The organism is Nodularia sp. LEGE 04288, assembly GCF_963896525.1.
Lineage (GTDB): Bacteria > Cyanobacteriota > Cyanobacteriia > Cyanobacteriales > Nostocaceae > Nodularia.
Map to the genome: position 1 here is coordinate 1 of NZ_CAWQOY010000162.1, position 25779 is coordinate 25779.

Sequence of the window (25779 nt, forward strand, 5' to 3'; positions counted from 1 at the left end):
CTTTTGGAAAGCCATTATCAGGGTCAGTGTAGCTTGCTGATTTGTTGCCTGTAGTATAAGTAATACCTTTCTTGGCATCTAGGAATACTGCTTTTATTTCATTAGCAATTTCAACCATATTGGCTTTGGTGATAGCCGGTTGAACACCGTCGGTGGTGCAGCTAAATTTCATTAATCTGCAACTTTTCTCATGCTCAATTAATGGCTCATCGCTAGGCTGTGCAGCTCCATCTTGGGAGAAGTGGAAAAATAATTGCGGATGCCCCGAAACTGGGGGCGCGGTGTCGAACTTCTCCCCATAAACTACAGCCAAATTTTTGCGACTGTAGCCAATTACATTCATAAACAAGTTATGACGCATATTCATCATTGCGTCATTATCATTATCATCAATCCGGCAGGCTAACTTTAAAGATGACCTGGGGGAATCTAAATCACCATTACCACTAACATCCTTGAAAAATCTATCAACTCTACGATTAAATTCTAATTTGTAAGTCTGTTGCAGATGCTCAAAGGGATTAAAATCATCGGGCAATGCCATTGTTAATCCTCTCCGTCGAATAAGTCTAAGAAGTCAAAGGGATTGGGTTGAGAAGCGGTTTTAGCGGTCGCCTCATCAGCTTTCAATTTGTCTGGTTCTGGTTGAGCTACAGCTTTATTTTCTGGCTTGTCATCCTCTTTAACTGCCTTAACAAATTCAGTTGAAGCTGTTGTTAGCTCCGTCGTCGCATTGATTACGTCCAGCGGGACTTGAGTCACCATCTGGACAGTTGATGCCGCCTGTTGCAAGTTCTCTAAAGTTTGCGTCATTCGGTTGAACTTAGGGCTTGGATTCATCCAGCCATAGGCGTTTTCAAGGACTACGCCACCTTTCTTTAAAGCATTCCCAATCTTTCCTGTATAAGCAGCTATCATCTCGGCTGCTTGCAGAACAGTTTGAGTAAGGTTCATGAAACTGTTAAGCACATTGGTTGTAGCTTGATAAATTCGGTTTGCCTTAGCCCAGGCATTGCTTAAGGCAGTGTAGTTTTCGGCTCCTATAATTCCCTTAACAGCATTTTCTACAGTGCCATTTATCGCCTCTCCTACATTAAAAGTGTTCCCAGCATCATCCTTGGGAACTATCAGAGTTAATACATTTGTTAATACTCCGACCAAAGTCTGGAGAAGGTCATTAGACAGCATTGTGGCATTGTGAACCGTTGCCGCAAAAGTAAGGGTATTTAATATTCTGTCAATTTTGAGCCATTTAAATCCGTCTACTAACTTCCCTGAAATTCCACCCGCAATTTGAACGCCTAATTTCAAGTCAATCTTTTGAAGTAATGCTAGTTGTGCGGCATTTGCAGCAGCATTAATTTTGTCCAGTATGTCTTTTTTTGCTTTGTCGAGAGAATTGCCTATCTTGTTTCCTACACCATCTAATCCCTTACCCAAACAGCCACCATTCACACTATTGCAAATCGCTGTACCTGCCGCTGATTGCACCTGAGCCGGAGTGATCAGCTTGGGAGTTACCAGATTATTTACATTGGCTGGGATAAGTGCCGCAAGCCCTATCAATTGATCTAATTTCAGATTACTTTGCTGATTCACTTGCTCTTGTTGCTGTGATTTCTGATTGAATTGTTGCCCCAGGTCTGAGATTTTTAAGTCCTGAACACCCAGCTTTTGATTATTCTGCTGTACAAACTGGTCAAACTTTTGTTGACTTGTGAGGTTGCTTTGTTGTTTAAACTGTTCAAGGTTCTGATTGAATTGTTGCCCCAGGTCTGAGATTTTTAAGTCCTGAACACCCAGCTTTTGATTATTCTGCTGTACAAACTGGTCAAACTTTTGTTGACTTGTGAGGTTGCTTTGTTGTTTAAACTGTTCAAGGTTCTGATTGAATTGTTGCCCCAGGTCTGAAATTTTCAAGTCTTGAACACCCAGCTTTTGATTATTCTGCTGTACAAACTGGTCAAACTGCTGACTGATATCTGTTATGGGCTGCTTTTGCTTTGCTAGCGCCAGGGCTTCTAAAGCGACACCCTCAACAGTCCCAACCTCTTGAGTTAAAGCGCTTAATCCTCCCGCCACAGTTTGGGCAATTCCAATGGCGGAGCCAGCCATCGTTAGAGAAGCAAAAGCATTGCTAGCAGCGCTGTTAGCTTTACTACTGGCGGTATTGGCAGTGCCGAGAGCATTGTCAGCCTTACTACTGGCGGTATTGGCAGTGCCGAGAGCATTGTCAGCCTTACTACTGGCGGTATTGGCAGTGCCGAGAGCATTGTCAGCCTTACTACTGGCGGTATTGGCTGTACTCAGGGCATTGTCAGCCTTGCTACTAGCGGTATTGGCTGTACTCAGGGCATTGTCAGCCTTGCTACTGGCGGTATTGGCAGTGCCGAGAGCATTGTCAGCCTTACTACTGGCGGTATTGGCTGTACTCAGGGCATTGTCAGCCTTGCTACTAGCGGTATTGGCTGTACTCAGGGCATTGTCAGCCTTGCTACTAGCGGTATTGGCTGTACTCAGGGCATTGTCAGCCTTTGAGATGGACTGGTTAGCTTTTGCGATCGCGTTATTGGCGCTATTAATTGCGCTAGATACTTGCGCCTTTAACCCTGAAATAGTTGCATTTATATTAGAAATTTTGGCTGTATTTGCATCAGCTTTAGAATTAGCTTGATTGGCTTTAGATGTAGCAGTCAGAATTTGCCCAAATGCTTTGCTTATCTGATTTGCTAAAGAATCAGTGTAATTTTCAAGCGCGTCAATCCTTGCTTTCAAGGTGAGGAAAGTCGCAATAGTTGCCAGAATATTAGCAATTTGTAAGGTTATGCTTAAGATTTTCGCCAGCGCAGATAAACTTAACCCCTTAGCTTCCCCGGCGACTTGACCAGCAGTTTTAGCAGCATCAGCAGCTTGAAATGCTTTTTCAAGTCCTTGTTTAGCCTTATTAAGTGCGTCACCCGTCAGCTTTTCATTGTTGCCTAATCGAATGTTGAACGGGCTGATTTTCTGCCCAAATACCGTAGCTGCGATTGCACCTGCAATATTAGGGATTTGGGGAATGATTGCTGCTTTGGAAGTCTGGACTGAGGAATCAATAATTCCTTGTTTCTCAGTCTTGAGAATGAATTTATCATCCAGTGCCGATATTTGCGCTGAGAGTGCGGCTAGTTCAGCACTAATTTGTGAGCATGATGTCATTTTTTGAAAAAGTTAGGAAAGGGAAGCAACCGCAGCGCGTAATGAGGAAATTGAGTTAAAAATATCGTTGCAATTTAAGCAGCAGTCGCCACAATCGAGCGTGCCGGGCGGGCATCCAGAAGAACACTCAACAGAGTAGTTACAGGTGGCAAATTCGCCTTCAAAAAGACTAGCCCCTGTATTACCAGTTACTGTAATGATTTTGTTCAAATTTTCATTCATGCAACTAGTGGCGCAATTTCCAGAAATTTGCGTATATCCAGTTGCGAAGAGAATCCTAGCAGCGTCATTAGGAATAAAAGCTATTTCAGTAGTACCAGTAAAGAAACTAGTAAGTAAAACTCGCCCCCCGTCGCGATAAGGCTGACTAAAACCAGGGCTGCTAACTTGCCAAGATGCGACTTTAGCGCAACTAAAAAAAGCCCATTTAGAATTGTTAGCCGTAGTCCCACGCCAACCCCAGCATCTTACCGGGGAGCTTAAATTGACGGGAACATCTACACAGCTAATTGAAACGGGGGTGTCGCTAAATTCCTGAACACTCCCATCTGGAAAAGTGACCCTTGCTGTATTTCCAATTTCACAAAATTGTGTCATCGCAATTAGTAAGCGCCAGGGTCAATGGTGGAGCCAGTATCAAGTTTCGCCAGACTAACTGTTATCTGATCCACTCGATAGGAGTCATTGTCTACGCCCCTGGAGACAAAACTTGTAAATCCAGGTAACAAATATAAACTCTGATCTATGTTCGCGTCATAACCTGCTTGAGTAAGCGTTGATTGAGCGCCTACAAGTATTGCTGCCAAATGTCCCTCAGCTGTGGCGGTCGCAGGTGTCGCCAATCCGGCATCTTCTAAGGCTGAATCGGGGATAAATAATCCACTTTCAGGAGTAGTTGCACCACTTGCTAGTCGCGCCGCACCTGTTCCAAAAACTTCTACTACTGTTTTTTCCATGATGAATTATCAATTATTACTTTGTTCTTAATTAATTAATAATTCAGCGGATGCTTAATGTAAATGTTCCAGTTTTATGTAAAAAAGGAATGCTTAAGAAATGCTCAGGACTATTGCCATACAAGGGGTATAGCTTATTATAGATAGTGGGTAATAAAGAAGATATTCCATAATTACCAACCTCAATGGTAAAACCGGAATAGTAAAAGGTAAAACTTTTTCGATGAAAAATGACCGCAGTGGGAAAGCAGCCGTATTGACCGACAATGATTATTCAAAACTGAGAAGAAATATTAAATCTCTTAAATACAAATTACTATTAGATTTGGCTTGGTACACCGGGGAAAGATGGGGCGCGTTAGTGCAGCTGCGAGTAAGTGATGTTTACGATGGGAATGGGATTCCCAGGGATGTGATCACTTTTCGCGCCGTCACCAGAAAGAAGCGGCCTGATGGCACTGCTGAAACTAGACAAGTGCCAGTACATCCAATCTTGTTTGAAAATCTGCGGTCGTTCGCTCCTGGCGCTAGTCCTTGGCTGTTCCCAAATCGGGGTGGGGATAAGTGTGTGACCTGGAGAAATGTGTACGCGGTGTTTATGAAGGCTGTTGAAAATTCCGGGTTAACGGCTAAGGGAATCTCTACCCACAGCACCCGTCGCAGCTTCATTACCAAGCTGTACAAGAATGGAGTCGGGGTGGCGACCATCAAAAGAATCACCGGTCACCGGGATTTTAAATCCCTAGAAGGATATATAGAAATTGACTCTGATGAAATCAAAGGAGCGATTAACACGCTCTGATTTTTGAAATTGAATAATACATTTATACTGATAAAATCAGAAGACTCTTGGGGAGGTACGCCCCAGCGCGTGGGGACACCTCTTTTTTTTTCTGGAAGACTTACTCGGCGCGATCGCGTCAACATAGCTCTTTGTTCCTGTGCGATAGTATGTCTATACTGGTTGATGATATAGATGCACCCCTGATATAGGTATACCCTTGCGAGTAGGGCATACCTATTTTTTTTAAAAACTTCTAACCACTCATCCCAAAACCACCCTTGATGAAATTCTTGATTTCACTAGGAGACTTTCGCAGCGCGATCGCCGCCTCAACTCGCGCTTTCATCTCCAGACACTTATTATTTGTAGTATTACCCCCTGGTATATGGATATGTTTAATCCGTCCCTGGTAGTAGCAATACCTGTAATACCAATACTTTGAGCCGCTGCGAGTCACATAATAAGATTCCACCCACTGGTTAACAGTTGACTCTTGCAAAATACTGTTTACTTGTTCTGGAAGAGTTTCTGCGGGTTGGGTAGTTTCTGCCGGCTGGGGAATTTCAAGGTTAACCAGGCAAGGTTCAACTTCTTGCTGCGGGGAAGTTATACCGGCGCACAATATTGGTTCATCAGGCAGAGGTGACAATTCTGATAAAGTAATTTTCTCCTTGATAATCTCACCGGCGAAATATCCTTGAGCTTTGGAAACAGTGCTAAATAGCTTGGTGATTTTAAATTTACGGTTTCTGGAAGAGTGCCAGTAAATTCCCCCCTCTTCAAAATGCCACCCCTGAATCGGCGCTTTGATGACATCTATAAAATCACCGTCTTCGTTAAACTCTTCCAGAACACTGTCATTCTCTTCTGGGACATCCAACGCCCGCCGCATCATCTCACCCCTATTTGGTGGTGTAGTTCTCTCCCCTGGGTAAGTTTCATCTATGAATTCAACAAAATCTAGCTCTGCCTCCGCGGGGGTGTCGTAGTTACCCTGGAAATTTCCACACATTAGGTAGTCATTCCAGGCCTCGAATTCTATTTGGTGCTGGTCACGCTTTTCTAGAACGAAAAACTCACACCTATAACCGCGATAATTACTCTCCCAACTACTGCCAGGAGGTATAACTTGTTCTGGAAACCGTTTTTCCCAATCAATCCATGCTTTTAAGTAATCAGTCCTTGTTGGGTAATCATCTGGTTCCGGTGCTTCCTCTGAGTCCTCATAGAACAGTGTCCCCTGACCTGAGTCATCAACTCTTCCAGAACAATCTAAAATCACTTCATCCCAAAAAGGATCATATTCAGCCTCAAAAGGTTTAACTGATGTATATTCAGTCACGTTAAATAATGTGTTCATTGTTAAGCACCTGGATTTAAAAACTATCTACTGCTACCGCGACGTGTTCGCCGCCGAAACGGGACTATTTGATGTCTTACTGTACCGGCAATTTCTTTCATGGCTTCACTCCAGCAGAGTGCTAAATACAATGGCATATCAGCTAATTCGGCTTCTGTGATAAACCGATCGCGAATCCACTTCTTGAAAAGTTCTCTCTCCTTCATGGTGTTAATTCCAATTGCTCAATGCTTATCACCGCACCCCCAAAGTGCTGACAGATAGCACCGTAGTTCCTTGGTTGTTCCCAGTAGCGCCGTCTTAAGCACTGCCTCACCCATCCTTCTGGGTTATTGATTTTCTCAGCAGCCCCACGAAGTTTAAATAACAGCAGCGCGGCTTGAATCTCAAACTGAGGACGGTTTAAAACTTCAGTCTCTTCGGTGTCAAAATGAATACCGCTCTCAGACATCAGTTGTTGATTAGATAAGATATGCTGCTGCTGAATATCATCTTCAACGGATTTACTAGGGTTTGGGGTGGGTGTTTTGTAAGTAGAATTAGGATTGTGTAACTTTTCTTTCCTACGTGGTTTTAACCATTCCAGTGGTCTAACTATTAACTTAAATACTTTCCATGAATACTGCTTGATTGTCTGTATTACACGGTTCTCCACCAAGACGTTAAACATCTGTTTGAGGTAATTGTGGGCGTAGCCTTTGCCTCGATGTTTCTCTACCCAGTGGTTAAATTCGGACAAGTCGGGTTCTACTTCTTCGGCTACTCCTTCTCTGATTAGCCACTGCCAGAGAAGTTTTGCAGCTGGTGGGATGTGGTTCTTTAAACAAAATTGGTCGTGCTTTTCTGTCCAGGTCATATTTTTGAGTAAAAGAATCTATCACCACCTATTGGAGGTGCTAGGAATGTTAATTGCGATCGCGCTCCAAGTCCCAAATTGCTTTTTCCCAACACCACTGATCTGATTGATTCGGAGCCGAAGCTTTCACTTGTCTGACTAGTCTGTAAGCTAACTCCTCATCTCCCCGTACCATCCTCAACAACTTGCTTCTGGTTGATGAATTAACCCGCTTGAGTTTTTCGGGACTCTTTCTAGTAGTCCGCCTGTAACGCCTCTGTGCTGATTTACGCGAGTTGATAACTAGCCAGGCGAGATACAAAGACCCTGCCAACATCGTCAGTAACAGTATTAGAATTGGATGGCTCATGATGAGTTAATAAAGTGGGTGGTATTAATTCATCATGTAGCTTTTAAATGCTTCCCTTCAGTGATGTTAGTCATAAGCATTAAAAAACCGTCCGACCTGTGGATAGGTGGACGGTTTATGGATTTTCTTGGATTTTCTGATCTAACTCTTCTTGAAGCGCACGGAATTCATTAATTCTAGATTCCAATCGCTCAACTTCTAGTTTTTTGACGGCCAGCTGCTGTTCCCATTCTTCAATTAGCTGGCACAGCATTCCCCCAGTAACTGTTCTTCCTGATTTTCTGAAATTAAATTCCTGGCTATTCGTTCTATAAACTCGCTCTTGCTGATTCCCAGAGTCTTGGCCTTGACTTCCAGTAGCTCCACGCCCTCTGGAGTTAGCGTCAAGGTTATATTTTCCTTCCTCTGTCCGTGAGTCGCTTTTCTGCCCATTTATTCTACCCATGTACTTTCCCTTATTCTACAGGTGTGGTATTGACAATTTAACACGTGTGGTACTAAACTATCTTTAGTTGTACACGTGTACATCTAATTTGGCAAGTGTATTAAAAACCGCTCCCACCCCACACCGGGGAATACCACATGGAGCAAGCACCCGTGCATTGTGATTGCGAGTATCCCGCACGGAAACACCCTATACAAATCACCGGAGACTATAGCGCTGTCAACTCGTGACAGCGCGGTGATTTTTTTATGTCTGCAATGACCAATACCCTATTCCCAATACCCAATGACCAATACCCGATGACCAATACCCAATGACCAATGCCCAATGACCAACACCCAATGACCAATACCCAATGATCAGAAAAATTGAAGATACCTTGGAAACAATTTATGGTTTTGCCCTAGCTCACCCGCTAACATTTGGAACCATTTTCGTCCTCATAACCTTCTTGCTGTCCATCTTTCTTCCCTATTAGGAATAACAACCGCCAAGGGTCAAAGGAGGTGATGTCCAGAAGATAACTGTTAAATTCATTCCCAATTCTCCCATTGGGATTCAATTCGATGCAATCAGTTCTGTACTTATGTCGAGCCAGTAATAGCTGGTGGCTATTGCTGGTTTTTTAAAAACTGGAGTTTGAACTATGAGCTATAAACTGGCTAGTCCTTGGGCTGTCTTCCGCATAGACGGCGCTACAAATCTTTTGCTGACAAGATTTAGAAAACGCAGTGACGCTGACCAATACGCCAAACTTCTCAAAACCAACACACCTTATAAATTTGAAGTGATTTTTGATATATGAAAGTGAAAACCATCACATACCAACGAGTGCTAAACCTCGGAAATTATGAAAGCAAGCGCCTAGAAATGACCATAGAAGTTGATGCACCGCAAAAGATTGCAGAGGTGGAATGCTCCAAATTAATGGAATCCGTTGAGTGGAAAATCCGGGAAGATGCTTCTCGTGAAGTTGTCGAAGTATTTAATGCTGCGAAACAAGAACTGTCTGACCTTTACCGAAAAATTGAAGAAGCACAACAAGTACTAGCAGTAGTAATGGAAGGGATGAAGTCAGAAAAACCAGATACAGAAATCCTTTTTGACTCTGAAGTGAGTGAAGGAGGTGATTTTTAATGAAAACACACCCAAAAACACTTCTCCCCTACGACGACCGATACGCACTCATAGACAAGCGAATGCTATTAACTAACGCCGCTTGCCTCAATGCCATGTGCGATTTCATCGCTAAATTTACAGACAAGAATTCTGATGAAGTGGCACACCTGTTCGGGGTAGTTGGCAGTGACCATCTGGATGCTTTAACAGACCAACAAATAAGTGACCACGTTAACTCACTCATTGCCAAATCTTGGCAGATGGGTGAAAAACTAGCAATAAAAATAGACCTACAAAATGACTGAAATAAAAGAAACTGAATTTCTCATGGATAAGCGTGACTTCGTGTTAGCTTCCGCAACACTTGGAGCCGCAATAAAGTTTATCTGCCACAAGCATGGACATTCCCCAGAAGAGTGGGTCGAATTTTTTATTGAGGTAGCTGAGGGAAAAGTTGCACAGCAATCCCCAGAATTTATTGATGAGCTTGTAGACCAGTACTATATCGCCAGGGAGAATCACGCCCAGGCGATGACCATTAAGATTCATTAAAACCGCCTGAAGAGCCGGACTAACTCACCGGCGAAACGTGAGCCACGCTCACGTCGCGGTCTGAGTCCAAATCAGCCCCGCAAAACAGCACGGTTAGCTTAGGGCTTTCACACTGAAAGAAGCTTCTGGCTTTTCTACCTTCATAAGCTCGGCTAACTAGCTGTAAATGTGTCCACCCAACACTGCAAATGTTGGGTATTGCTTTGAGACTGAATCAGGCTCTTTGGCCTTTGGGTGATTCACAAGCACGTCAGACACACTTTACTCACCTACGCAAAAAAAACAAAACAAAATGATTAGAGTTGTGGGGTTAGATGTTTCTAAGTCCAGCATTTCCTGCTGTTTACTTACAGAAAAACCAAGTAACCCAAGAGAATTTTACTATGAATGTCGGTTTTATAAATTTGAAACTACAGTCACAGGTATAGCTGGACTGATGTTGCTGCGGCCTGAAATTGCGATCCTTGAACCCACGGGGATGAATTACTCTAAATTTTGGGTGCAACATTTGACCCGTGCTGGCGTAGAGGTTCGGCTTGTGGGTCACAAACAGTTGAGGAATTATCGGGAGAACCACTTGGGACTACCAGATAAAGATGATGATGCCGACTCGCTGGCCCTGGCTTGTTACCAATGGGATTACGGGAATGATTTGGAACGGTTTGTCCAGGTACGCGATCGCACAATTTCCCGCATGAGGGAATTAGTACTACGGCTGAATCATCTTTCCAGAATCCAGTCACCCATAATCAATAGAGTTAGGCAGGATTTAGCATGGCAGTTCCCAGAGGTCGCATTAGTTAGGTCGCGCCGTGGTGTTTCTGGAAGGGTTCCTTTGCTATGGGGCTGGCTATGCGGGCAGCGCGAAAGTAAAAGGTATGATCTGCTTTACCAAAATACAGCGGGTCTGGGATTAACGGATTCTGTTAAATTTCATGCAGAACGGATTTGTAGCTTAGAAAGTGAAGAGCAATTAATTGAGGATGAATTGGCTGCAATGCTAGCTGATGAAAAGTTTACAGCTTATTGTGAGGTTTTCCAGAATTTCAATTTTGGCGATCGCACACAATCTATAATTTTGTCCCAAATTTACCCACTACAAAATTACTTGGGGGAAGATTCCAAGCCAATTATCAAAATCAGGAAGGGGCGAAAGTCTGGTAAACCTACGAAAAGACATTTATCCCTGAGAAAATTTCAAAAGGCTTTGGGTGTTGCTCCATCTCAGGAGTCAAGCGGCGACATTTCTAAGTCCAAAGTTTCTGGTGGTAGCGCTGTATGCCGCCGCGCCCTTTGGCAGTGGGTTTTTACATCTGTTGAACCAGCCCGCCGCCGCACCAATCCCATATTGAAAGAGTTGGGAGAATTTCTTGATGTTGAAAAAGCAGCCGGCAAACCAGTCAAGCTGATCAGAATGCGAGTGGCAGTCCGTGCCGTGAAGCTTCTATTTAAAATGCTGACCTGATTGGGGTGGTGACTGACGTGCCGAAACTTTTCTGTATCTACTGCAATCGGAATCAGTATGAAGGCTGGGGTGATAACAATGAAATTGTTACAGATACTTTCCCCTGCTTAGAGACGATAAATCGTCTTGCCTTGCATTCTATTATTGCAGTCAGTCACCATCATAAATCTACTAGACTGAAGGTAGTTGCCATGCGGGGATTGACTTTCCTATAAAATCGATGACTAAACAAACTCCTAGAATATGTATCCTTGGTGGAGGCTTTGGTGGTCTCTACACAGCCCTCCGCTTAAGCCAGTTACCTTGGGAAAATGGCGAAAAACCGGAAATAGTTTTAGTTGATCAAAGCGATCGCTTTATTTTTGCACCTTTACTCTACGAATTACTCACCGGGGAATTGCAAACCTGGGAAATTGCGCCACCTTTTGCAGAACTTCTGCAAAACACAGGTGTCCGGTTTTATCAAGCAGTTGTCTCTGGAATTGACACCGAACAACAACGGATACATTTACAAGATGGCCCAGAAATCGCCTACGATCGCTTAGTATTGGCTTTGGGTGGAGAAACACCATTAGATATGGTTCCCGGTGCTACATCCCACGCTTACCCATTCCGCAACATTACTGATGTCTATCGTTTAGAAGAACGTCTGCGAGTTCTGGAAGAATCTGATGCAGACAAAATTCGCGTCGCCATTATAGGCGCTGGTTACAGTGGTGTGGAATTAGCCTGTAAGTTAGCCGACAGATTAGGAGAAAGGGGACGTTTCCGCCTGATTGAAATCGGTGATCAAATTTTACGCACTTCCCCAGAATTTAACCGCGAAGCTGCCAAAAAAGCTTTAGACGCAAAAAAAGTATTTCTGGATTTAGAAACCAAAGTTGAATCAATAGGACTGGATAGTATTTCCCTAGAATATAAAAATCAGGTAGATACAATTCCTGTAGATTTAGTCATTTGGACTATAGGCACAAGAATTTCACCTGTAGTCCGGACACTGGCTTTAAAGCAAAATCAGCGTGGTCAAATCACCACTACACCGACTTTACAAGTTTTAGAGCATCCAGAAATCTTTGCCTTGGGAGATTTAGCCGACTGTGTTGATGCTGAAGGTCAACAAGTCCCAGCTACAGCCCAAGTTGCTTTTCAACAAGCTGATTATACTGCTTGGAATATCTGGGCTTCTTTAACTAATCGCCCTTTATTGCCATTCCGTTACCAGCCGTTGGGGGAAATGATGGTATTAGGCAAAGACAACGCCACTCTGACAGGTTTAGGGATCAAATTAGATGGTTCCTTCGCATATATTGCCCGTCGTCTGGCTTATCTCTATCGAATGCCAACTTTAGATCATCAACTGAAAGTTGGATTTAATTGGCTAGTTCGTCCTATTATAGATACACTCTCTCAGTAAAATTTGGTGTTTTCACCACCATCTAAAATCCCAAATTTACAATTAATTATACAAGGTTTGATGGAACGACCGAAAGTTATTCTTTTAGATGCTGTCGGCACACTCTTCGGCGTAAAAGGCAGTGTGGGCGAAGTTTATAGTCAAATAGCTAAGGAATTTGAAGTTGAAGTTTCCGCAGAAATATTGAATACAACCTTTCTGCAAAGCTTTAAAGCAGCACCACCGCCGATATTTCCCAATGCAGAGTTACATGATATTCCCCAACAGGAGTTTGATTGGTGGCGGAAAATCGCGCTGAATACTTTTGAAAGCGCCGGAGTTTTGTCAGAATTTGATGATTTTTCAGGATTTTTTAGTGAACTTTATATCCACTTTGGGACGGCGGAACCGTGGTTCATTTATCCTGATGTTTTGTCATCTTTGATAGATTGGCGACGACAGGGAATTGAATTAGGGATACTGTCCAATTTCGATTCCCGAATTTTCTCAGTATTGCAAAGCTTGGAATTGAGTAGTTATTTTAGCTCGATCACGATTTCTACCCAAGCCCGTGCTGCTAAACCTGATCCCCAAATTTTTGCGATCGCCTTAGCAAAACATAATTGTCCACCGGAAGCAGCTTGGCACATTGGCGACAGTATTGTAGAGGACTATCAAGGTGCGAAAGCAGCTGGGTTGAGAGGTATTTGGCTTAATCGTGAGACAAAATCTTGAGATATAGCCCTTGCTCATCTCCTCGCTGGCGCTACGGTGTACACACAAGTCCTGCCTGTCTGCATTTGAGCCTATTTTGCCCCCTAAATCCCCCAAGTTTGGGGGACTTTGAAAATTCTTGTTCCCCCATAATTGGGGGCTAGGGGGCGATTCTGTAAGGGCTGGGCTAAATTCGATCCCTTGTGTGTAAACGGTGGTTCCTGATTCAGCAGAGGGGAGACTAGAATTACAGCAAAAACGGACGCGCCAGCATAAAACTAGAAATTGATTTAGCATCGACTGGCTGTCCTTGGAGAATAGCTTTCTCCAGTTCTTCGGGAGTCATCAAGACAGTTTCGATATCCTCATCTTCATCTTGTTTGGGCGGATTTTCCAGCTTTGTCAAATCTCGTGCGAGAAAAGCATAAATAATTTCGTCAGAATAGCCGGGAGCGAGGAAAAATTCACCTAGTTTGTCCCACTTTTGGGCGCTATAACCCGTTTCTTCCGCAATTTCGCGCTGTATTGTTTCCAGAGGATCTTCATTGCGTTCCAGAGTCCCGGCGGGAAACTCTAATATCCTTCCCTGAATGGCAAAACGATACTGGCGCACGAGGACAAGTTTACCGTCTGGGGTCACAGGCACAGCTAAGGCTCCACCAGGGTGACGAATACATTCCCAATCTCCTTCGGCTTTATTCGGTAAACGCAGGCGATTGACTTCAAAATCAAACTTGCGCCCTTTATAAAACAAGCATTGTTTCAGTAACTGTGGTAATTCTCTACCTAATGGCATAGTAAATTTATGTTATATGTACACACATATACAAACACTGTTCGGTTAGTAAAAACAGGGACTTTTCTTTTTTTGACCTGTAACTTTAATTGCTCTTTAATAAGAGTACATCAGAACAGTCTACCTCTGTGACTAAATCTTGAATTACGCGTCCAGAAGTGGGTTCTACCCAATTGGGGGCAATTTCTGCCAGTGGGATTAAAACAAAAGCCCGCTCTCGCATTCGGGGGTGAGGAATCTGGAGTTGGGGCGTATCCATGATTAAGTCATCATATAACAACAAATCTAAATCAAGCGATCGCGCACCCCAGCGCTCTTGACGCACTCGCCCAAATTTTTGTTCAGTGGCCAGTAAAGTCTCTAATAATAAAAGTGGTGGCATTTGTACTTGCAATATGGCGCAACCATTTAAATAATCTGGCTGCGGTGGCCCGACAGCTTTAGTTCTATACCAACTGGACTTAGCCTGTAGCTTAATTCCTGGTGTTGTGGCTAATGTCTCTATAGCCGCGGCTAAAATCAGATCTGAATCGCCAATATTACCACCGAGGGCGATCGCACTCATTTGATCTGTCGCACCTTGAGCAGATATCTGTAATAAACTTGCTGGTTTGAACAATTAGTTAAAACTGGTGTATGAATACTGACAAAGAATTAAAAAATCCCGCAAAAATATTTTTATGTATTAATCAATTCAGTTAATTATTTATAGGCTATTATACTAACACAAACGTGGTGCGCTAACCCCAAGATTTTCACACAATGGATAGGTCTCAGGTACTTTAAGAGAGGAACTGATGTGGGAAAGCTCACCTCCTAGTTCAAGCACAGGTCAACCAATTGGAGCGACTCTGACAAGGAGGAAACGCCATTGACCCCTGGTAATAATTACGAGAACAAGGAAGCGAAAAATGAGAGCTTACCACCCACAAACTTTATGAGTACAAGGCAGTTATGGAGTCAAATCAATAGTGTTTCCTCTGGAATCACTAGTATATTTAGCAGCCGAGACCGACCGTTTTATCGTCGGCGCTGGTTTTGGGCAACTTTGGGTATAGGTGGTTCAATTATTGGACTGCACTACTTCATTAGCACCATCGATCAAAGTTTGCCAGAAAAATCGGAACTAAAAGTGACCAGCCGAGCGCAAACCTTAACCATCAAAGCTGTTGATGGAAGCATACTACAACAACAAGGTGAAGCCACCAGAGAACGGCTGAGACTGGAGGAAATCCCAGATCAACTCAAACAAGCTTTTATTGCTTCAGAAGATAGAAGGTTTGAAAATCATCATGGTATTGATCCTCAAGGAATACTCAGAGCCGCTTTAAATAATATGCGATCGCAGACTGTAGTAGAAGGTGGTAGTACCATCACCCAACAGCTAGCGCGAATTCTCTTCCTCAAACAAGAGCGGACAATCTGGCGCAAACTCAAAGAAGTGCGTCTAGCTCAGAAAATGGAGCAAGAGTTAACCAAAAATCAAATTATCGAACGTTACCTAAACTTGGTTTATTTAGGATCTGGAGCTTATGGTGTAGCCGATGCCGCCTGGGTATACTTCAGTAAAACGGTAGACCAACTCACCCTAGCGGAAGCGGCAATGATTGCCGGATTAGCTCCGGCCCCAAGTTTATACTCCCCAATCCAAAATCCTACAGCCGCCATCCAGCGACGAAATATAGTATTGCAACGGATGTATGAAGATGAACTAATTACATCAGCCCAAAGGCAGACATCAGCTCAGGAAGCGCTCAACCTCAACAGTAGTTTTCCCCAGCGGCTACAAGTACAATCGCCCTACTTCGCCAGTTACGTCCTCCAAGAATTACCCAAGTATGTTTCTGCTGATTTGTTGACACAAGGAGGTTTAGTAGTCGAAACTACCCTGAATCCCACTTGGCAGCAAGCCGCAGAAGCCGCAGTTACCAAAACCTTGAAAAATCAAGGTCGCTGGCAGAACTTTACTCAAGCATCTTTGGTAGCCATAGACCCCCGCAACGGTGAAATTCAGGCCATGGTGGGAGGAAAAGACTTTAGTAAAAATCAATTTAATCGGGTTACCCAAGCAAAGCGTCAGCCAGGCTCGACATTTAAAGGATTTGTCTATGCCGCAGCCATAGCCAGCGGTAAAAGTCCCAACGACAGGTATTTGGATGCACCTTTTGTCGTCGATGGCTATGAACCACAAAACTATGGCAGAAATTTTCGCGGCTCCATGACCATCAGAGATGCCCTCACCCGTTCCATTAATGTAATTGCGGTGAAGGTATTGCTGGATGTGGGATTTGAGCCAATTATGAATACTGCCCGCAAATTGGGCATTAAATCCGAACTCCAGCCCACCTATTCTTTAGCCCTGGGTTCCCATGAAGTCAATCTACTAGAGTTAACCAACGCTTATGGCAGCTTTGCTACTCAAGGATTGTACATAGAAGCTCATGGCATTCGCCGTATCCTCAACCGTCAAGGACAAGTGGTTTGGTCAAACGATTTCCAGCATCAGCGAGTTCTTGACCCCACCAGTGCCGGGATTATGACCTGGATGCTACGCAACGTCGTCGAAGCCGGTACTGGCGGCCCTGCCCAATTAAAGAATAGACCTGTTGCCGGCAAAACCGGAACCTCCGATGAATCCCGCGATTTGTGGTTTATTGGGTACATTCCCCAAATAGTCACAGGCGTTTGGTTAGGTAATGATAACAACCGTCCCACATCGGGAGGTAGTGGTAGTGCTGCTTACACCTGGCGAGCATTTATGGAAAAAGCAGTGGAGGGAATGCCTGTAGAAAAGTTTCCCGAAAGACCCAAACTACAAGGTCGCGTCGGTAGCATTAAGGCGCAGCCTATCAAACCGAAATCAGTGCAGCATCGTTCTCTTTCCCCTGCGGCAAGTGAGCCAAGTCCCCCCAGTGCTAAAGTTACCCGCTCATCCAGAAGTTCCAGAAGACGTTCTCAGCCACAAACCACCAATCAACCTGCTAGACCTGCTAGAGTATCTTCCCCTCCCAGAAGAACTAGAAGAGTACAATCAGATGCTGCGCCACCCACCATCAAGCCCCGTTCTTCACCCCCCGCCAGTCCTTCTAGTTCGGCAAAGCCCCAGCCTTCCTGGAGGGAGAGACTTAGACCTAGCTCGCCTCCGGGGGATTAGAAACAGACAAGGGAGAAGGAGAAACTATTTGCCCATGCAATCCCCCATCCTTTTCAAGTTGGAGAATTTCTGTAGCCTTTTCAGCCGACAGGGGTTTGTAGAACAGAAAACCCTGAACATCCTCACAATCGATGGATGCCAAAAAATCCAGTTCCTCTTGCTTTTCTACCCCTTCGGCAGTTAATGTCAATCCTAGACTTCTCCCCAAAGTCACGATCGCCTGGACAATATGAGCAGCTTTGGCATCCTTTGTCAACTCTTGGATGAAAGACCTGTCAATTTTTAAATTGTGAAATGGTAACATTTGTAAACGCGACAGCGAAGAATGACCAGTACCAAAGTCATCAATAGAAAAATGAACGCCCATCTGCTGTAAATTTTGCAACACAGTTCTAGTAAAATCTGAATCTTCAATGGCTGTCGTTTCTGTGATTTCTAATTCTAAAAATTCCGCGTCTAAACCTGTCTGTTCTAAAATTGTCGCTACAGTCTGCACCAGTGTAGGTTGGTGGAACTGTTGAGGAGATAAATTGACGGCAATAGTCAGGGGAGAAAATCCGGCTTGCTGCCAAGCTTGATTTTGAATACAGGCTGTATGTAATACCCATTCGCCAATAGGGATAATTAATCCATTTACCTCAGCCAGAGGAATGAAAACATTGGGCGCGACTAATCCCATATCAGGGTGCTGCCAACGCAACAGCGCTTCCATACCAGTAATTTTTTTCGTGATAATATTTATTTTAGGCTGATAATAGACCATTAATTCTTTCCTTTCTAGGGCATAGCGCAAGCTCTTTTCTAAGGTGAGGAGTTCAGGATTTTTGGTATTGAGGGTATTGTTGTAAAACTGGTAGTTATTTCTGCCCTGATCCTTGGCATAATACAAAGCAGTATCTGCCTGCTGAATTAAAGTTTCAGCATCAGGACTATGTTCATCAAGTAAGGCAATGCCGATGCTGGCACTCACATATAGTTCGTGTCCGTCCAGATAAAATACATCCTCTAAGGCTTGTAAAAGCCTCTGTGCTACCTGGGATACTTCTTCAAGATAATTCACGCGCGGTAGGAGGATGGTAAATTCATCACCTCCCCAACGGGCAAAAGTATCTCCCTCTCTGAGACAGTTTTTCAATCTTTGCGCCACGTCTTGTAATAATCGATCTCCCAGTTTATGACCCAAGGTGTCATTGATCCCCTTAAAACGATCTAAATCAAGAAACATCACCGCTAAAGCTTCCCCATTGCGAAACGAGTTGGGTACGGCTTTATGCAGCATCTCATCGAATAATAGCCGATTGGGTAATTCAGTCAGGAGATCATGAAGAGCCTGAAAGCGGATCTTGGCAAATACCTGCTGACGCTGCCAAGCACCACTGATACTGGCGGCCATTGTCAAAAGTGTAGTTTCTTCATGCTTCGACCAAAGACGCTCTGTGGAACAATCTACTAAGCCAAGATAACCCCAAAATTCTTTTTCTAGCCGCAGAGGTACTAGAAGCAGAGATTTGATGCCGTCTCTGGAGAGTAATTCTCGCTCGGCGGCAGGAAATTCTCTTGTGAGTCCCTTAATTGGTTGTCCACGAGAGAGAACAGCATACCAACGTTCTAATTCAGCAGACCGATAAGTTTTCTTTTGCCAGTGGTGGAGGGAAGATCCTGTTTTGACGTTTGTCCATTCAAACTGGAGGCTAACTGCCATTTCCCCGGTTTCTGCATCGATGTGGTTACTAAAGAAATAGACGCGATCTACCTTAGCGGCTTCTCCCAGCACCGCCATCACTTTGTCAATAGCCATTTCATAGTTCATTTCTACCAGCAAATAATTGGTTGCTTCTGCAACTGCCTTGAGCAAGCGATCGCGCTGCTTTAGCTCGGCTTCAGCTTGTTTTTGCTGTGTAATTTCCCTAGCAACAAAAGTTCTAATTAAATCACTTTCTGGCAAAAAATGTACGGATTGTTCAAAGATTTTTTGACCAACTTGCACCTCCCGCACAAAAGGATTTTTCTGGCGATTAGCCACTGCACTGAGTAAGCCTGTCAGCATCGGGTGTTGTTTGCCCATTGTCTTGAGTTTGGGAAACTCCAAAGACGCAGCTGGATTGAGATAAGTTACCCTCCCTTTTAAATCAATCTCAATAATCGGATTGGGGATCATTTCTGGGAAAGACGCTAAACGAGCTAAGGCTGTATCATTAGCTTCTTCAGAGTCAGGATCACTCAGTAAAAATGTAAAATCATTCAGGGGGTCGGCTTCCCGTGACAGAAATTCCGATAGGTCTTCAACTTCAGAACAGGCCAAAAATGCTGATTCTGAAAGGTTAGAAACAGCATAGTATTTAGCCTGAGCTTGATTGTTACCAAATATAATGACATCTCCATGCTTGAGGTTATGAGAGAAGCATTTAGTCCCATTGACTAATAACCCATTACTACTACCCCTGCCTGTGAAGTTACCATCTATAATCCGAAAGCGATATTGGTCAGTTTCTGCAATAGTTACTCGCAATAAAATTGCGTGTTGCCTGGATACTGAAGGTGAACGAAGGACGATAGAGTTTTCACGATGCCGTCCCAGAGAATAAGTAGCCTCGTGAAGGGGGATAATCTGCTGTCCTTGAGAGTCTTGGACAACCAACAGGTGGCGTATTTGTTCCCACTCATTTTCTGGCATTACTCATCCTTAACTTTTTATATCTGAGAATTTTTTGAGAAAAACATGGATTAAATTAATTTGATTTTTCAGTCTTTGTTTTCTGGAAAATCTCTGCTATATCTGAGGAGTAATCCCAATTTTTCACCAGTTTATGCAACTGATCTCTTTTGCTCACAGTCTTAAAATTTAATGCTAGGTTCAACACCAGGATTAAATCAAATACTTAAGTTAATATATCGTATATTTGCGTAATGGTGACTTTAATGCCACTAATTTATCGATTAAATGAACTCTTTCATATGAAGAATAAAATCAGATTTCTCTGCGGTAAGTGTTGGGTGTCGTGATGTCAAGCTAACTTGTCTTGAAATCAAGTACTGCGACTGAAAAACACCGCAGCTAGCACAATTAAACCTAACAACGCTAAAGGTACCCACAGATTAGGCAGATTCAATAAATTCATCACGTATTGCGGTTGGTAATTTAATTTTGTTTTTTGAATGAGTTTTGTGATCTTCTCAGAGGATCATGAGAATTTTCAGACTCCAATGATCCGCATATCTCGCTACCCCTGCCGATTTTGCCAGTCAGGTGCGTTGCTGATTGTTGGGGTGAAGTTCTGTTTGCGGTTCCTAGAAGCATTTTCTAAACTATCAGATATGATGTCAATATCAGTTTATGGATGGTTTGATGGTTTGTCAATCTCCCGGAATATGATGTACAGTGTGTCTGGTTTGTCCGGAATGTCATGGTAATTTACGTCTTGGACAAAACTGTTTTCACAGTCTTGATCAGCGATAATCCTTTTATATTTTATACATCAACCCGCACGGAGAATATATCATGACATCTCCAGAAACGGTTATATGGCTACAAGAACGCACACCTTTAGGAATTCTCTCACCTGCGGTGCTAGATGCGATCGCTCAAGTCATTGAGTCAAAATTTTTTCCAGCCGGAAGCCGTTTAGTTAGTGAAGGTACTTCCCCAGAAGCGCTTTACATTCTGCAACAAGGGCAACTCGAAAGCCAGACTAGCAGTAAAAATAACCCCGCCTTAGCCTGTGGTTTTCTCCCCGGCGCAATCGTTCAACTCAAGGAATTGCTGTTAGATGAGTTAACTCCTTGTACAGTTACTACTGTGACTGAATGCCAGTTGTTGGTGATATCTGCTGCTAATTTTCGTTCATTAGTCGCCCAATACCCGGAAATTTCTCAGGCCTTTTCCCGTTTACTCGCTCAAGAATTGGCGCAGGTAACATCTGCACTTGGCTATGAACAAGAACGTGCTGTCGCCTTGCGGCCATATCTGGTTACCAAAGCCCAACGCGGAATTGTGGGTACAAGTCGCTATGCTGTGCGTCTGCGAGAGCAAATTAGAGAAGCCGCAAGCAAAGGTGAATCTGTAGAAATTTTCGGCGAACCAGGCTTAGAAAAAGATAATATAGCCGCCCTAATTCACTACGGGTCACCCAAAAGGCGAGAACCGATTATTAAGGTCAACTGTGGAATTCTCCAAACGAGCGGGATGGATTTGTTCGGTCGCGCTGGGGGTAAACCAGGACTATTAGAATGGCTGGGGGAAGGCACGATTGTTTTTAACAATATCCAAGAATTGCCTCCAGAATTATTACCGTCTGTGGCACAGTTGGTAAAAACAGGCAAATATACTCCGGTGACTCGTGCGGGAGAACCAGCTGCTGAACCTCGCCCCTGTAAAGCCCGTGTGATCATTGTTTCCGAAAAAACTCAATCGGAGATTGAACGGTGTATTGGTTGTATGATTAAAGTGCCGCCGCTACGGGTACGGAAAACAGATATTCAAGCCCAAGTAGAATATTACACCAGTCTTTATATTCGGGGTAAGGGTCTTTCTAAACCAAAAATAACCCCAGAAGCTTTGCGGCGCTTACAGTCCTACGATTTCCCCGGTAATCTCAAGGAATTAAAAAATCTTGTGGAACGGGCAATTGTACAGGTAGGTGATGGCCGAGAGTTAACAGAAGAAATATTTTGGTCAGCCCAAACGCAGAAAAAACAATTACGTCTCAACCTTTTAAATGCTTATCCTCGGTTGCGGCAATTTCTGCGGAGTCCTTGGTGGCCAGATCGGATTAATTATGGTTTGACGTTCGCCGGGTTTGCGGTGATCATTGCCATTTTATTTATGGGGCCGCAAACACGCGATCGCAATTTTGTTTTAAATTTCTTTTGGGCTTGGTGGTGGCCGTTCTTTCTGTTTCTCTTCCCCTTCTTAGGTCGAATCTGGTGTTCTGTCTGTCCTTTTATGATCTACGGCGAAATTACCCAAAAACTTTCGCTATGGCTGTTTCCCAGACAACTCAAAGGTTGGCCGAGACAAAAAGCTGAAAAATGGGGCGGATGGTTCATGTTTGGACTATTTGCCTTGATTTTCTTATGGGAAGAACTCTGGGATTTACAAAATACCGCCTATCTTTCCGCTTGTTTACTACTGTTAATTACGGCTGGGGCGATGATTTTCTCAGCCATTTTTGAGCGGCGGTTTTGGTGTCGGTATCTTTGTCCTATTGGGGGAATGAATGGTTTATTTGCTAAACTTTCGATGACTGAACTCAGGGCGCAACAAGGTATCTGTTCGGCTTCTTGCACTACTTATCAGTGTTACAAAGGCGGCCCCGAAAAGGGCGAAGGCTTAGAAACTAATGGCTGTCCGGTATATTCCCACCCAGCACAGTTGTCAGACAATCGAGACTGTGTATTGTGTATGACTTGTCTCAAAGCTTGTCCCCATCGTTCCGTTGAGTTCAATTTGCGTCCCCCGGCGATTGAACTGTGGACAACTCATACACCCCACAGCTATGAAGTGGCGTTGTTGTTTTTGCTGTTGGGTGGAGTTTATCTGCATCGTTTACCAGAGTTGCAGTCTTGGTTAGGTTTAGAAATTGATTTAACTTTGTTTTGGCAGCATTTGGGATTTTCTCTGCTAATTTTGATCATCCCGACGGCGGTAATTTTTGCGGCTTATGGCTTGATGCAGTTAACTAAATTTGGGCGGAAACCTCGACCATTTCTGGAACTTACCTATGGTTACCTACCATTGGTGCTGGGGGGTAACTTAGCTCATTATCTGCGTTTGGGTTTGGGTGAAGGTGGGCGAATTTTACCTGTGACTTTTGCTACTTTTGGTTTAAATGGGGAACAATTACCAATTTTGGTAGCTCATCCAACTGTGATTGACTTTTTACAAGGTGCTACTCTGATTTTCTCAGTGTTATTAACGATGATTTTAACCCAAAAAATTGCTCGTCAACCTGTGCGATCGCTCTTTTGGCAACATCTAGCCGCCATTGGCTTGGGAGTTACTATGTGGGCAATTATTGTGGCTTAAAGAAAAATACTCCTGCTCCCTCTCCTTAGTAACTACGGTATACACACAAGTGATCGAATCGCCCCCTAGCCCCCAATTATGGGGGAACAAGAATTTTCAAAGTCCCCCAGACTTGGGGGATTTAGGGGGCAAAATAGACGTAAACGCAGACAGATAGGACTTGTGTGTACACGGTAGCTCCTTAGTAAGGAGAGGGTTGGGGTGAGGTTTCATGAGTTTTTTCAAAAATTCAAACAACTGAATTTGTTTGGTGTCATCCTGGGAAAATACTATTGAGTGTCTGAGTCTCCCACTCTCTGAGCTATCCTCAACTTGGCAGAACGCGATCGCGGATTATTCCCTAATTCTTCCTCCTCAGCAGTAATTGGCTTTTTAGTCAATACCTTGAGTAAAGGAGAATTGCGTAAACCATGTTTCACCGGGCGGTCTTCCAAACTGTGAAAACTGATAATGGCAATGCGTCCACCGGGAACCAGCGCCTTCGGGGCTTGATCCAAAAGAGTTTCTAAAGACTTTAACTCATCATTAACCACAATTCGCAAAGCTTGAAAAACCCTTGTAGCTGGGTGAATCCGACCATAACGATATTGACGGGGGACAGCATAGGCGATCGCCTCAGCCAATTCAGTGGTAGTTTGAAATGGTCGTCTTTCCACAATCCGCCTAGCAATGCGCCGTGATAGTCGTTCCTCACCGTATTTAAAGAAAATATCAGCTAATTCCGTCTCATCCCATTCATTAATCACATCAGCAGCCGTTAAAGATTGTCGCTGATCCATTCGCATATCCAGATTTGCCGCGTGGCGAAAGCTAAAACCCCGTTCTGGCTGGTCTAAATGGTAAGAACTTACACCCAAATCAGCCAAAATCCCATCGAAAGTGTTAGGAGTATATTTATAAGCCGAAAAATTGCTGAGAATAAACTCTACCCTGTCACCAAACTCAGCTAAATGCTTTTGCGCCGCCACTAAAGCATCCTCATCTTGGTCAATAGCCGTTAGCCGCACATCAGTTGCAGCCTCTAAAATCAGGCGACTGTGACCACCACCGCCCACCGTAGCATCAAGATAATGTCCGCCAGGACGTACAGCCAAACCTGCAATCACCTCTTGGCTTAAAACTGGCACATGAAGAAATTCCTGCGCCTCAATTCCCTGAATCTCAAGCTCCATATAATAGTTGAAGAAGTGAAACAAAATAAAACAGCAAGTAAAATCTCTTTGCTGCCACTCCTCTCCAACATACTCCTGTATGGGCGATAGATGTAGACGCTGCTTAGGCGACTTCTCAACAATATTTCCCTTACCTGATTTTGGCAGACAAGATTAATCGAGTCTGGTTGGCATCACGCGGTTCAAGTTGAAATTTTCATAACGGGAGAACAAGGAACTTATGGCAAGACTAGAAACCCGCACCGAACCTATGGTGCTGAATATGGGGCCACACCACCCCTCAATGCACGGGGTTTTGCGGTTAATTGTCACATTGGATGGCGAGGATGTCGTTGATTGTGAACCGGTAATTGGCTATTTGCACCGGGGAATGGAAAAAATTGCCGAAAACCGGACGACTGTCATGTACGTCCCCTACGTCAGTCGGTGGGACTACGCCGCCGGGATGTTTAACGAAGCAGTCACCGTTAACGCCCCAGAACAACTAGCAGGTGTAACTGTTCCCAAACGCGCCAGCTACATTCGCGTCATCATGCTGGAACTGAACCGAATTGCTAACCATTTACTCTGGTTTGGCCCCTTTCTCGCTGACGTAGGCGCGCAAACTCCCTTCTTCTACCAATTTAGAGAACGGGAAATGATTTATGATTTGTGGGAAGCTGCCACTGGCTACCGGATGGTCAACCACAACTACTTCCGTGTGGGTGGCGTAGCAGTTGATTTACCCTATGGTTGGGTAGATAAATGTTTAGACTTCTGCGACTACTTATTACCCAAAGTTGACGAGTACGAACGTCTGGTAACAGATAACCCCATCTTCCGCCGTCGTGTCGAAGGTATTGGCACGATTTCCCGCGAACAAGCAATCAACTGGGGACTATCCGGCCCCATGTTACGCGCCTCTGGAGTGAAATGGGATTTGCGGAAAGTTGACCACTACGAATGTTACGACGATTTTGATTGGGACGTACAGTGGGAAACCGCCGGTGATTGCTTCGCCCGTTACGTAGTGCGGATGCGAGAAATGCGCGAATCTGTGAAAATTATTCGCCAAGCAATTCAAGGACTACCAGGAGGCCCCTACGAAAACCTAGAAGCCAAGCGGATGGCGGCGGGAAAAAAATCCGAGTGGGATGCCTTTGACTACCAATACATTGGTAAAAAAGTTTCACCGACCTTTAAAATGCCCAAAGGTGAAATCTATTCCCGTGTAGAAAGCGGCAAAGGTGAACTGGGAATTTATCTAGTAGGCGATGACAACGGCTTCCCTTGGCGGTGGAAAATTCGCCCGGCTGATTTCAACAACCTGCAAATTGTCCCCGAACTACTAAAAGGGATGAAAGTTGCAGATATTGTCGTCATCCTCGGCAGTGTTGACGTAATCATGGGATCTGTAGACAGATAAGAGGCAGGGGGGCAGGGGGCAGGGTGCAGGGGAGAA

Annotated in this window: 22 protein-coding genes and 1 pseudogene; 11 read left to right on the forward strand and 12 right to left on the reverse strand. The window is 44.1% G+C overall.

The annotated features are described in order from the left end of the window. The 3 genes and pseudogenes from AACX33_RS23815 to AACX33_RS23825 form a co-directional block, all read right to left on the reverse strand. Positions 1-544 (reverse strand): annotated as a pseudogene (locus AACX33_RS23815) (hypothetical protein); the annotation flags it as partial. Between the two features lie 2 nt (positions 545-546). Next, positions 547-3198, reverse strand: coding sequence for an alanine-zipper protein (locus AACX33_RS23820; RefSeq protein ID WP_227789275.1), 2652 nt, complete (start codon positions 3196-3198; stop codon positions 547-549). 602 nt (positions 3199-3800) lie between these two features. Next, positions 3801-4154, reverse strand: coding sequence for a hypothetical protein (locus tag AACX33_RS23825; protein ID WP_227789276.1), 354 nt, complete (start codon positions 4152-4154; stop codon positions 3801-3803). A 223-nt stretch (positions 4155-4377) separates the two neighbouring features. On the opposite strand from AACX33_RS23825, the gene AACX33_RS23830 reads away from it, so the two are divergent. Beyond that, positions 4378-4956 (forward strand): tyrosine-type recombinase/integrase, encoded by a 579-nt coding sequence (locus AACX33_RS23830; RefSeq protein WP_194003877.1) that lies wholly within the window; start codon positions 4378-4380, stop codon positions 4954-4956. Positions 4957-5191: 235 nt separating this feature from the next. Here AACX33_RS23830 and AACX33_RS23835 read toward each other — a convergent pair whose 3' ends face one another. The 5 genes from AACX33_RS23835 to AACX33_RS23855 form a co-directional block, all read right to left on the reverse strand. Continuing rightward, positions 5192-6298 carry a hypothetical protein gene (locus AACX33_RS23835; RefSeq protein WP_194003880.1) on the reverse strand — a complete coding sequence of 369 codons (1107 nt, stop codon included), beginning with the start codon at positions 6296-6298 and terminating at the stop codon, positions 5192-5194. 23 nt (positions 6299-6321) lie between these two features. Then, the gene (locus tag AACX33_RS23840) at positions 6322-6504 is read right to left on the reverse strand and encodes a hypothetical protein (RefSeq protein ID WP_194003882.1); all 183 of its coding nucleotides are present in this window, start codon (positions 6502-6504) and stop codon (positions 6322-6324) included. Then, positions 6501-7154: a hypothetical protein gene (locus tag AACX33_RS23845; RefSeq protein ID WP_227789277.1), complete on the reverse strand. Its 654-nt coding sequence runs from the start codon at positions 7152-7154 to the stop codon at positions 6501-6503. The genes AACX33_RS23840 and AACX33_RS23845 overlap by 4 nt, the downstream gene beginning before the upstream one ends. Before the next feature lie 49 nt (positions 7155-7203). After that, positions 7204-7503 (reverse strand): hypothetical protein, encoded by a 300-nt coding sequence (locus AACX33_RS23850; RefSeq protein WP_227789278.1) that lies wholly within the window; start codon positions 7501-7503, stop codon positions 7204-7206. 115 nt (positions 7504-7618) lie between these two features. Beyond that, complete coding sequence (locus AACX33_RS23855) at positions 7619-7948, reverse strand: hypothetical protein (RefSeq protein ID WP_265338673.1); 330 nt, start codon at positions 7946-7948, stop codon at positions 7619-7621. Between the two features lie 646 nt (positions 7949-8594). On the opposite strand from AACX33_RS23855, the gene AACX33_RS23860 reads away from it, so the two are divergent. The 7 genes from AACX33_RS23860 to AACX33_RS23890 all read left to right on the forward strand — a co-directional run bounded on the left by AACX33_RS23860 (position 8595) and on the right by AACX33_RS23890 (position 13212). Continuing rightward, the gene (locus tag AACX33_RS23860; protein ID WP_193998753.1) at positions 8595-8753 is read left to right on the forward strand and encodes a hypothetical protein; all 159 of its coding nucleotides are present in this window, start codon (positions 8595-8597) and stop codon (positions 8751-8753) included. 2 nt (positions 8754-8755) lie between these two features. Next, positions 8756-9085 carry a hypothetical protein gene (locus tag AACX33_RS23865; protein ID WP_193998754.1) on the forward strand — a complete coding sequence of 110 codons (330 nt, stop codon included), beginning with the start codon at positions 8756-8758 and terminating at the stop codon, positions 9083-9085. After that, positions 9085-9372 (forward strand): hypothetical protein, encoded by a 288-nt coding sequence (locus AACX33_RS23870; protein WP_193998755.1) that lies wholly within the window; start codon positions 9085-9087, stop codon positions 9370-9372. The genes AACX33_RS23865 and AACX33_RS23870 overlap by 1 nt, the downstream gene beginning before the upstream one ends. After that, on the forward strand, positions 9365-9619 hold the full coding sequence (locus AACX33_RS23875; protein ID WP_193998756.1) for a hypothetical protein: 255 nt from the start codon (positions 9365-9367) through the stop codon (positions 9617-9619). Before AACX33_RS23870 ends, AACX33_RS23875 begins: the two co-directional genes overlap by 8 nt. Before the next feature lie 292 nt (positions 9620-9911). After that, a complete protein-coding gene (locus AACX33_RS23880) occupies positions 9912-11084 on the forward strand; it encodes an IS110 family transposase (RefSeq protein ID WP_193998757.1) in 1173 nt (390 codons plus the stop codon). Positions 11085-11304: 220 nt separating this feature from the next. Next, the gene (locus AACX33_RS23885; RefSeq protein WP_193998758.1) at positions 11305-12498 is read left to right on the forward strand and encodes an NAD(P)/FAD-dependent oxidoreductase; all 1194 of its coding nucleotides are present in this window, start codon (positions 11305-11307) and stop codon (positions 12496-12498) included. Positions 12499-12558: 60 nt separating this feature from the next. After that, a complete protein-coding gene (locus tag AACX33_RS23890) occupies positions 12559-13212 on the forward strand; it encodes an HAD-IA family hydrolase (RefSeq protein WP_193998759.1) in 654 nt (217 codons plus the stop codon). Between the two features lie 226 nt (positions 13213-13438). On the opposite strand, the gene AACX33_RS23895 is transcribed toward AACX33_RS23890, so the two are convergent. Then, complete coding sequence (locus tag AACX33_RS23895; protein WP_193998760.1) at positions 13439-13987, reverse strand: NUDIX hydrolase; 549 nt, start codon at positions 13985-13987, stop codon at positions 13439-13441. Positions 13988-14072: 85 nt separating this feature from the next. Next, entirely contained in the window at positions 14073-14552 is a 480-nt protein-coding gene (gene folK / locus AACX33_RS23900; RefSeq protein ID WP_193999087.1) for a 2-amino-4-hydroxy-6-hydroxymethyldihydropteridine diphosphokinase, read from the reverse strand. A 372-nt stretch (positions 14553-14924) separates the two neighbouring features. Here folK and AACX33_RS23905 point away from each other — a divergent pair, with 372 nt between their 5' ends. Then, positions 14925-17141, forward strand: a complete 2217-nt coding sequence (locus AACX33_RS23905; RefSeq protein WP_193998761.1) for a transglycosylase domain-containing protein — start codon at positions 14925-14927, stop codon at positions 17139-17141. Here the strand turns inward: AACX33_RS23905 and AACX33_RS23910 are convergent. Next, positions 17119-19815, reverse strand: a complete 2697-nt coding sequence (locus tag AACX33_RS23910; protein WP_193998762.1) for an EAL domain-containing protein — start codon at positions 19813-19815, stop codon at positions 17119-17121. The two genes, AACX33_RS23905 and AACX33_RS23910, sit on opposite strands and share 23 nt — an antisense overlap. Positions 19816-20640: 825 nt before the next feature. Here AACX33_RS23910 and AACX33_RS23915 point away from each other — a divergent pair. Beyond that, on the forward strand, positions 20641-23166 hold the full coding sequence (locus tag AACX33_RS23915; protein WP_193998763.1) for a cyclic nucleotide-binding domain-containing protein: 2526 nt from the start codon (positions 20641-20643) through the stop codon (positions 23164-23166). A 269-nt stretch (positions 23167-23435) separates the two neighbouring features. Here the strand turns inward: AACX33_RS23915 and rsmH are convergent, their stop codons facing one another. After that, positions 23436-24338 carry a 16S rRNA (cytosine(1402)-N(4))-methyltransferase RsmH gene (gene rsmH / locus AACX33_RS23920; RefSeq protein WP_193998764.1) on the reverse strand — a complete coding sequence of 301 codons (903 nt, stop codon included), beginning with the start codon at positions 24336-24338 and terminating at the stop codon, positions 23436-23438. 220 nt (positions 24339-24558) lie between these two features. On the opposite strand from rsmH, the gene AACX33_RS23925 reads away from it, so the two are divergent. After that, positions 24559-25743 carry an NAD(P)H-quinone oxidoreductase subunit H gene (locus AACX33_RS23925; protein WP_193998765.1) on the forward strand — a complete coding sequence of 395 codons (1185 nt, stop codon included), beginning with the start codon at positions 24559-24561 and terminating at the stop codon, positions 25741-25743. Positions 25744-25779 lie beyond the last annotated feature (36 nt).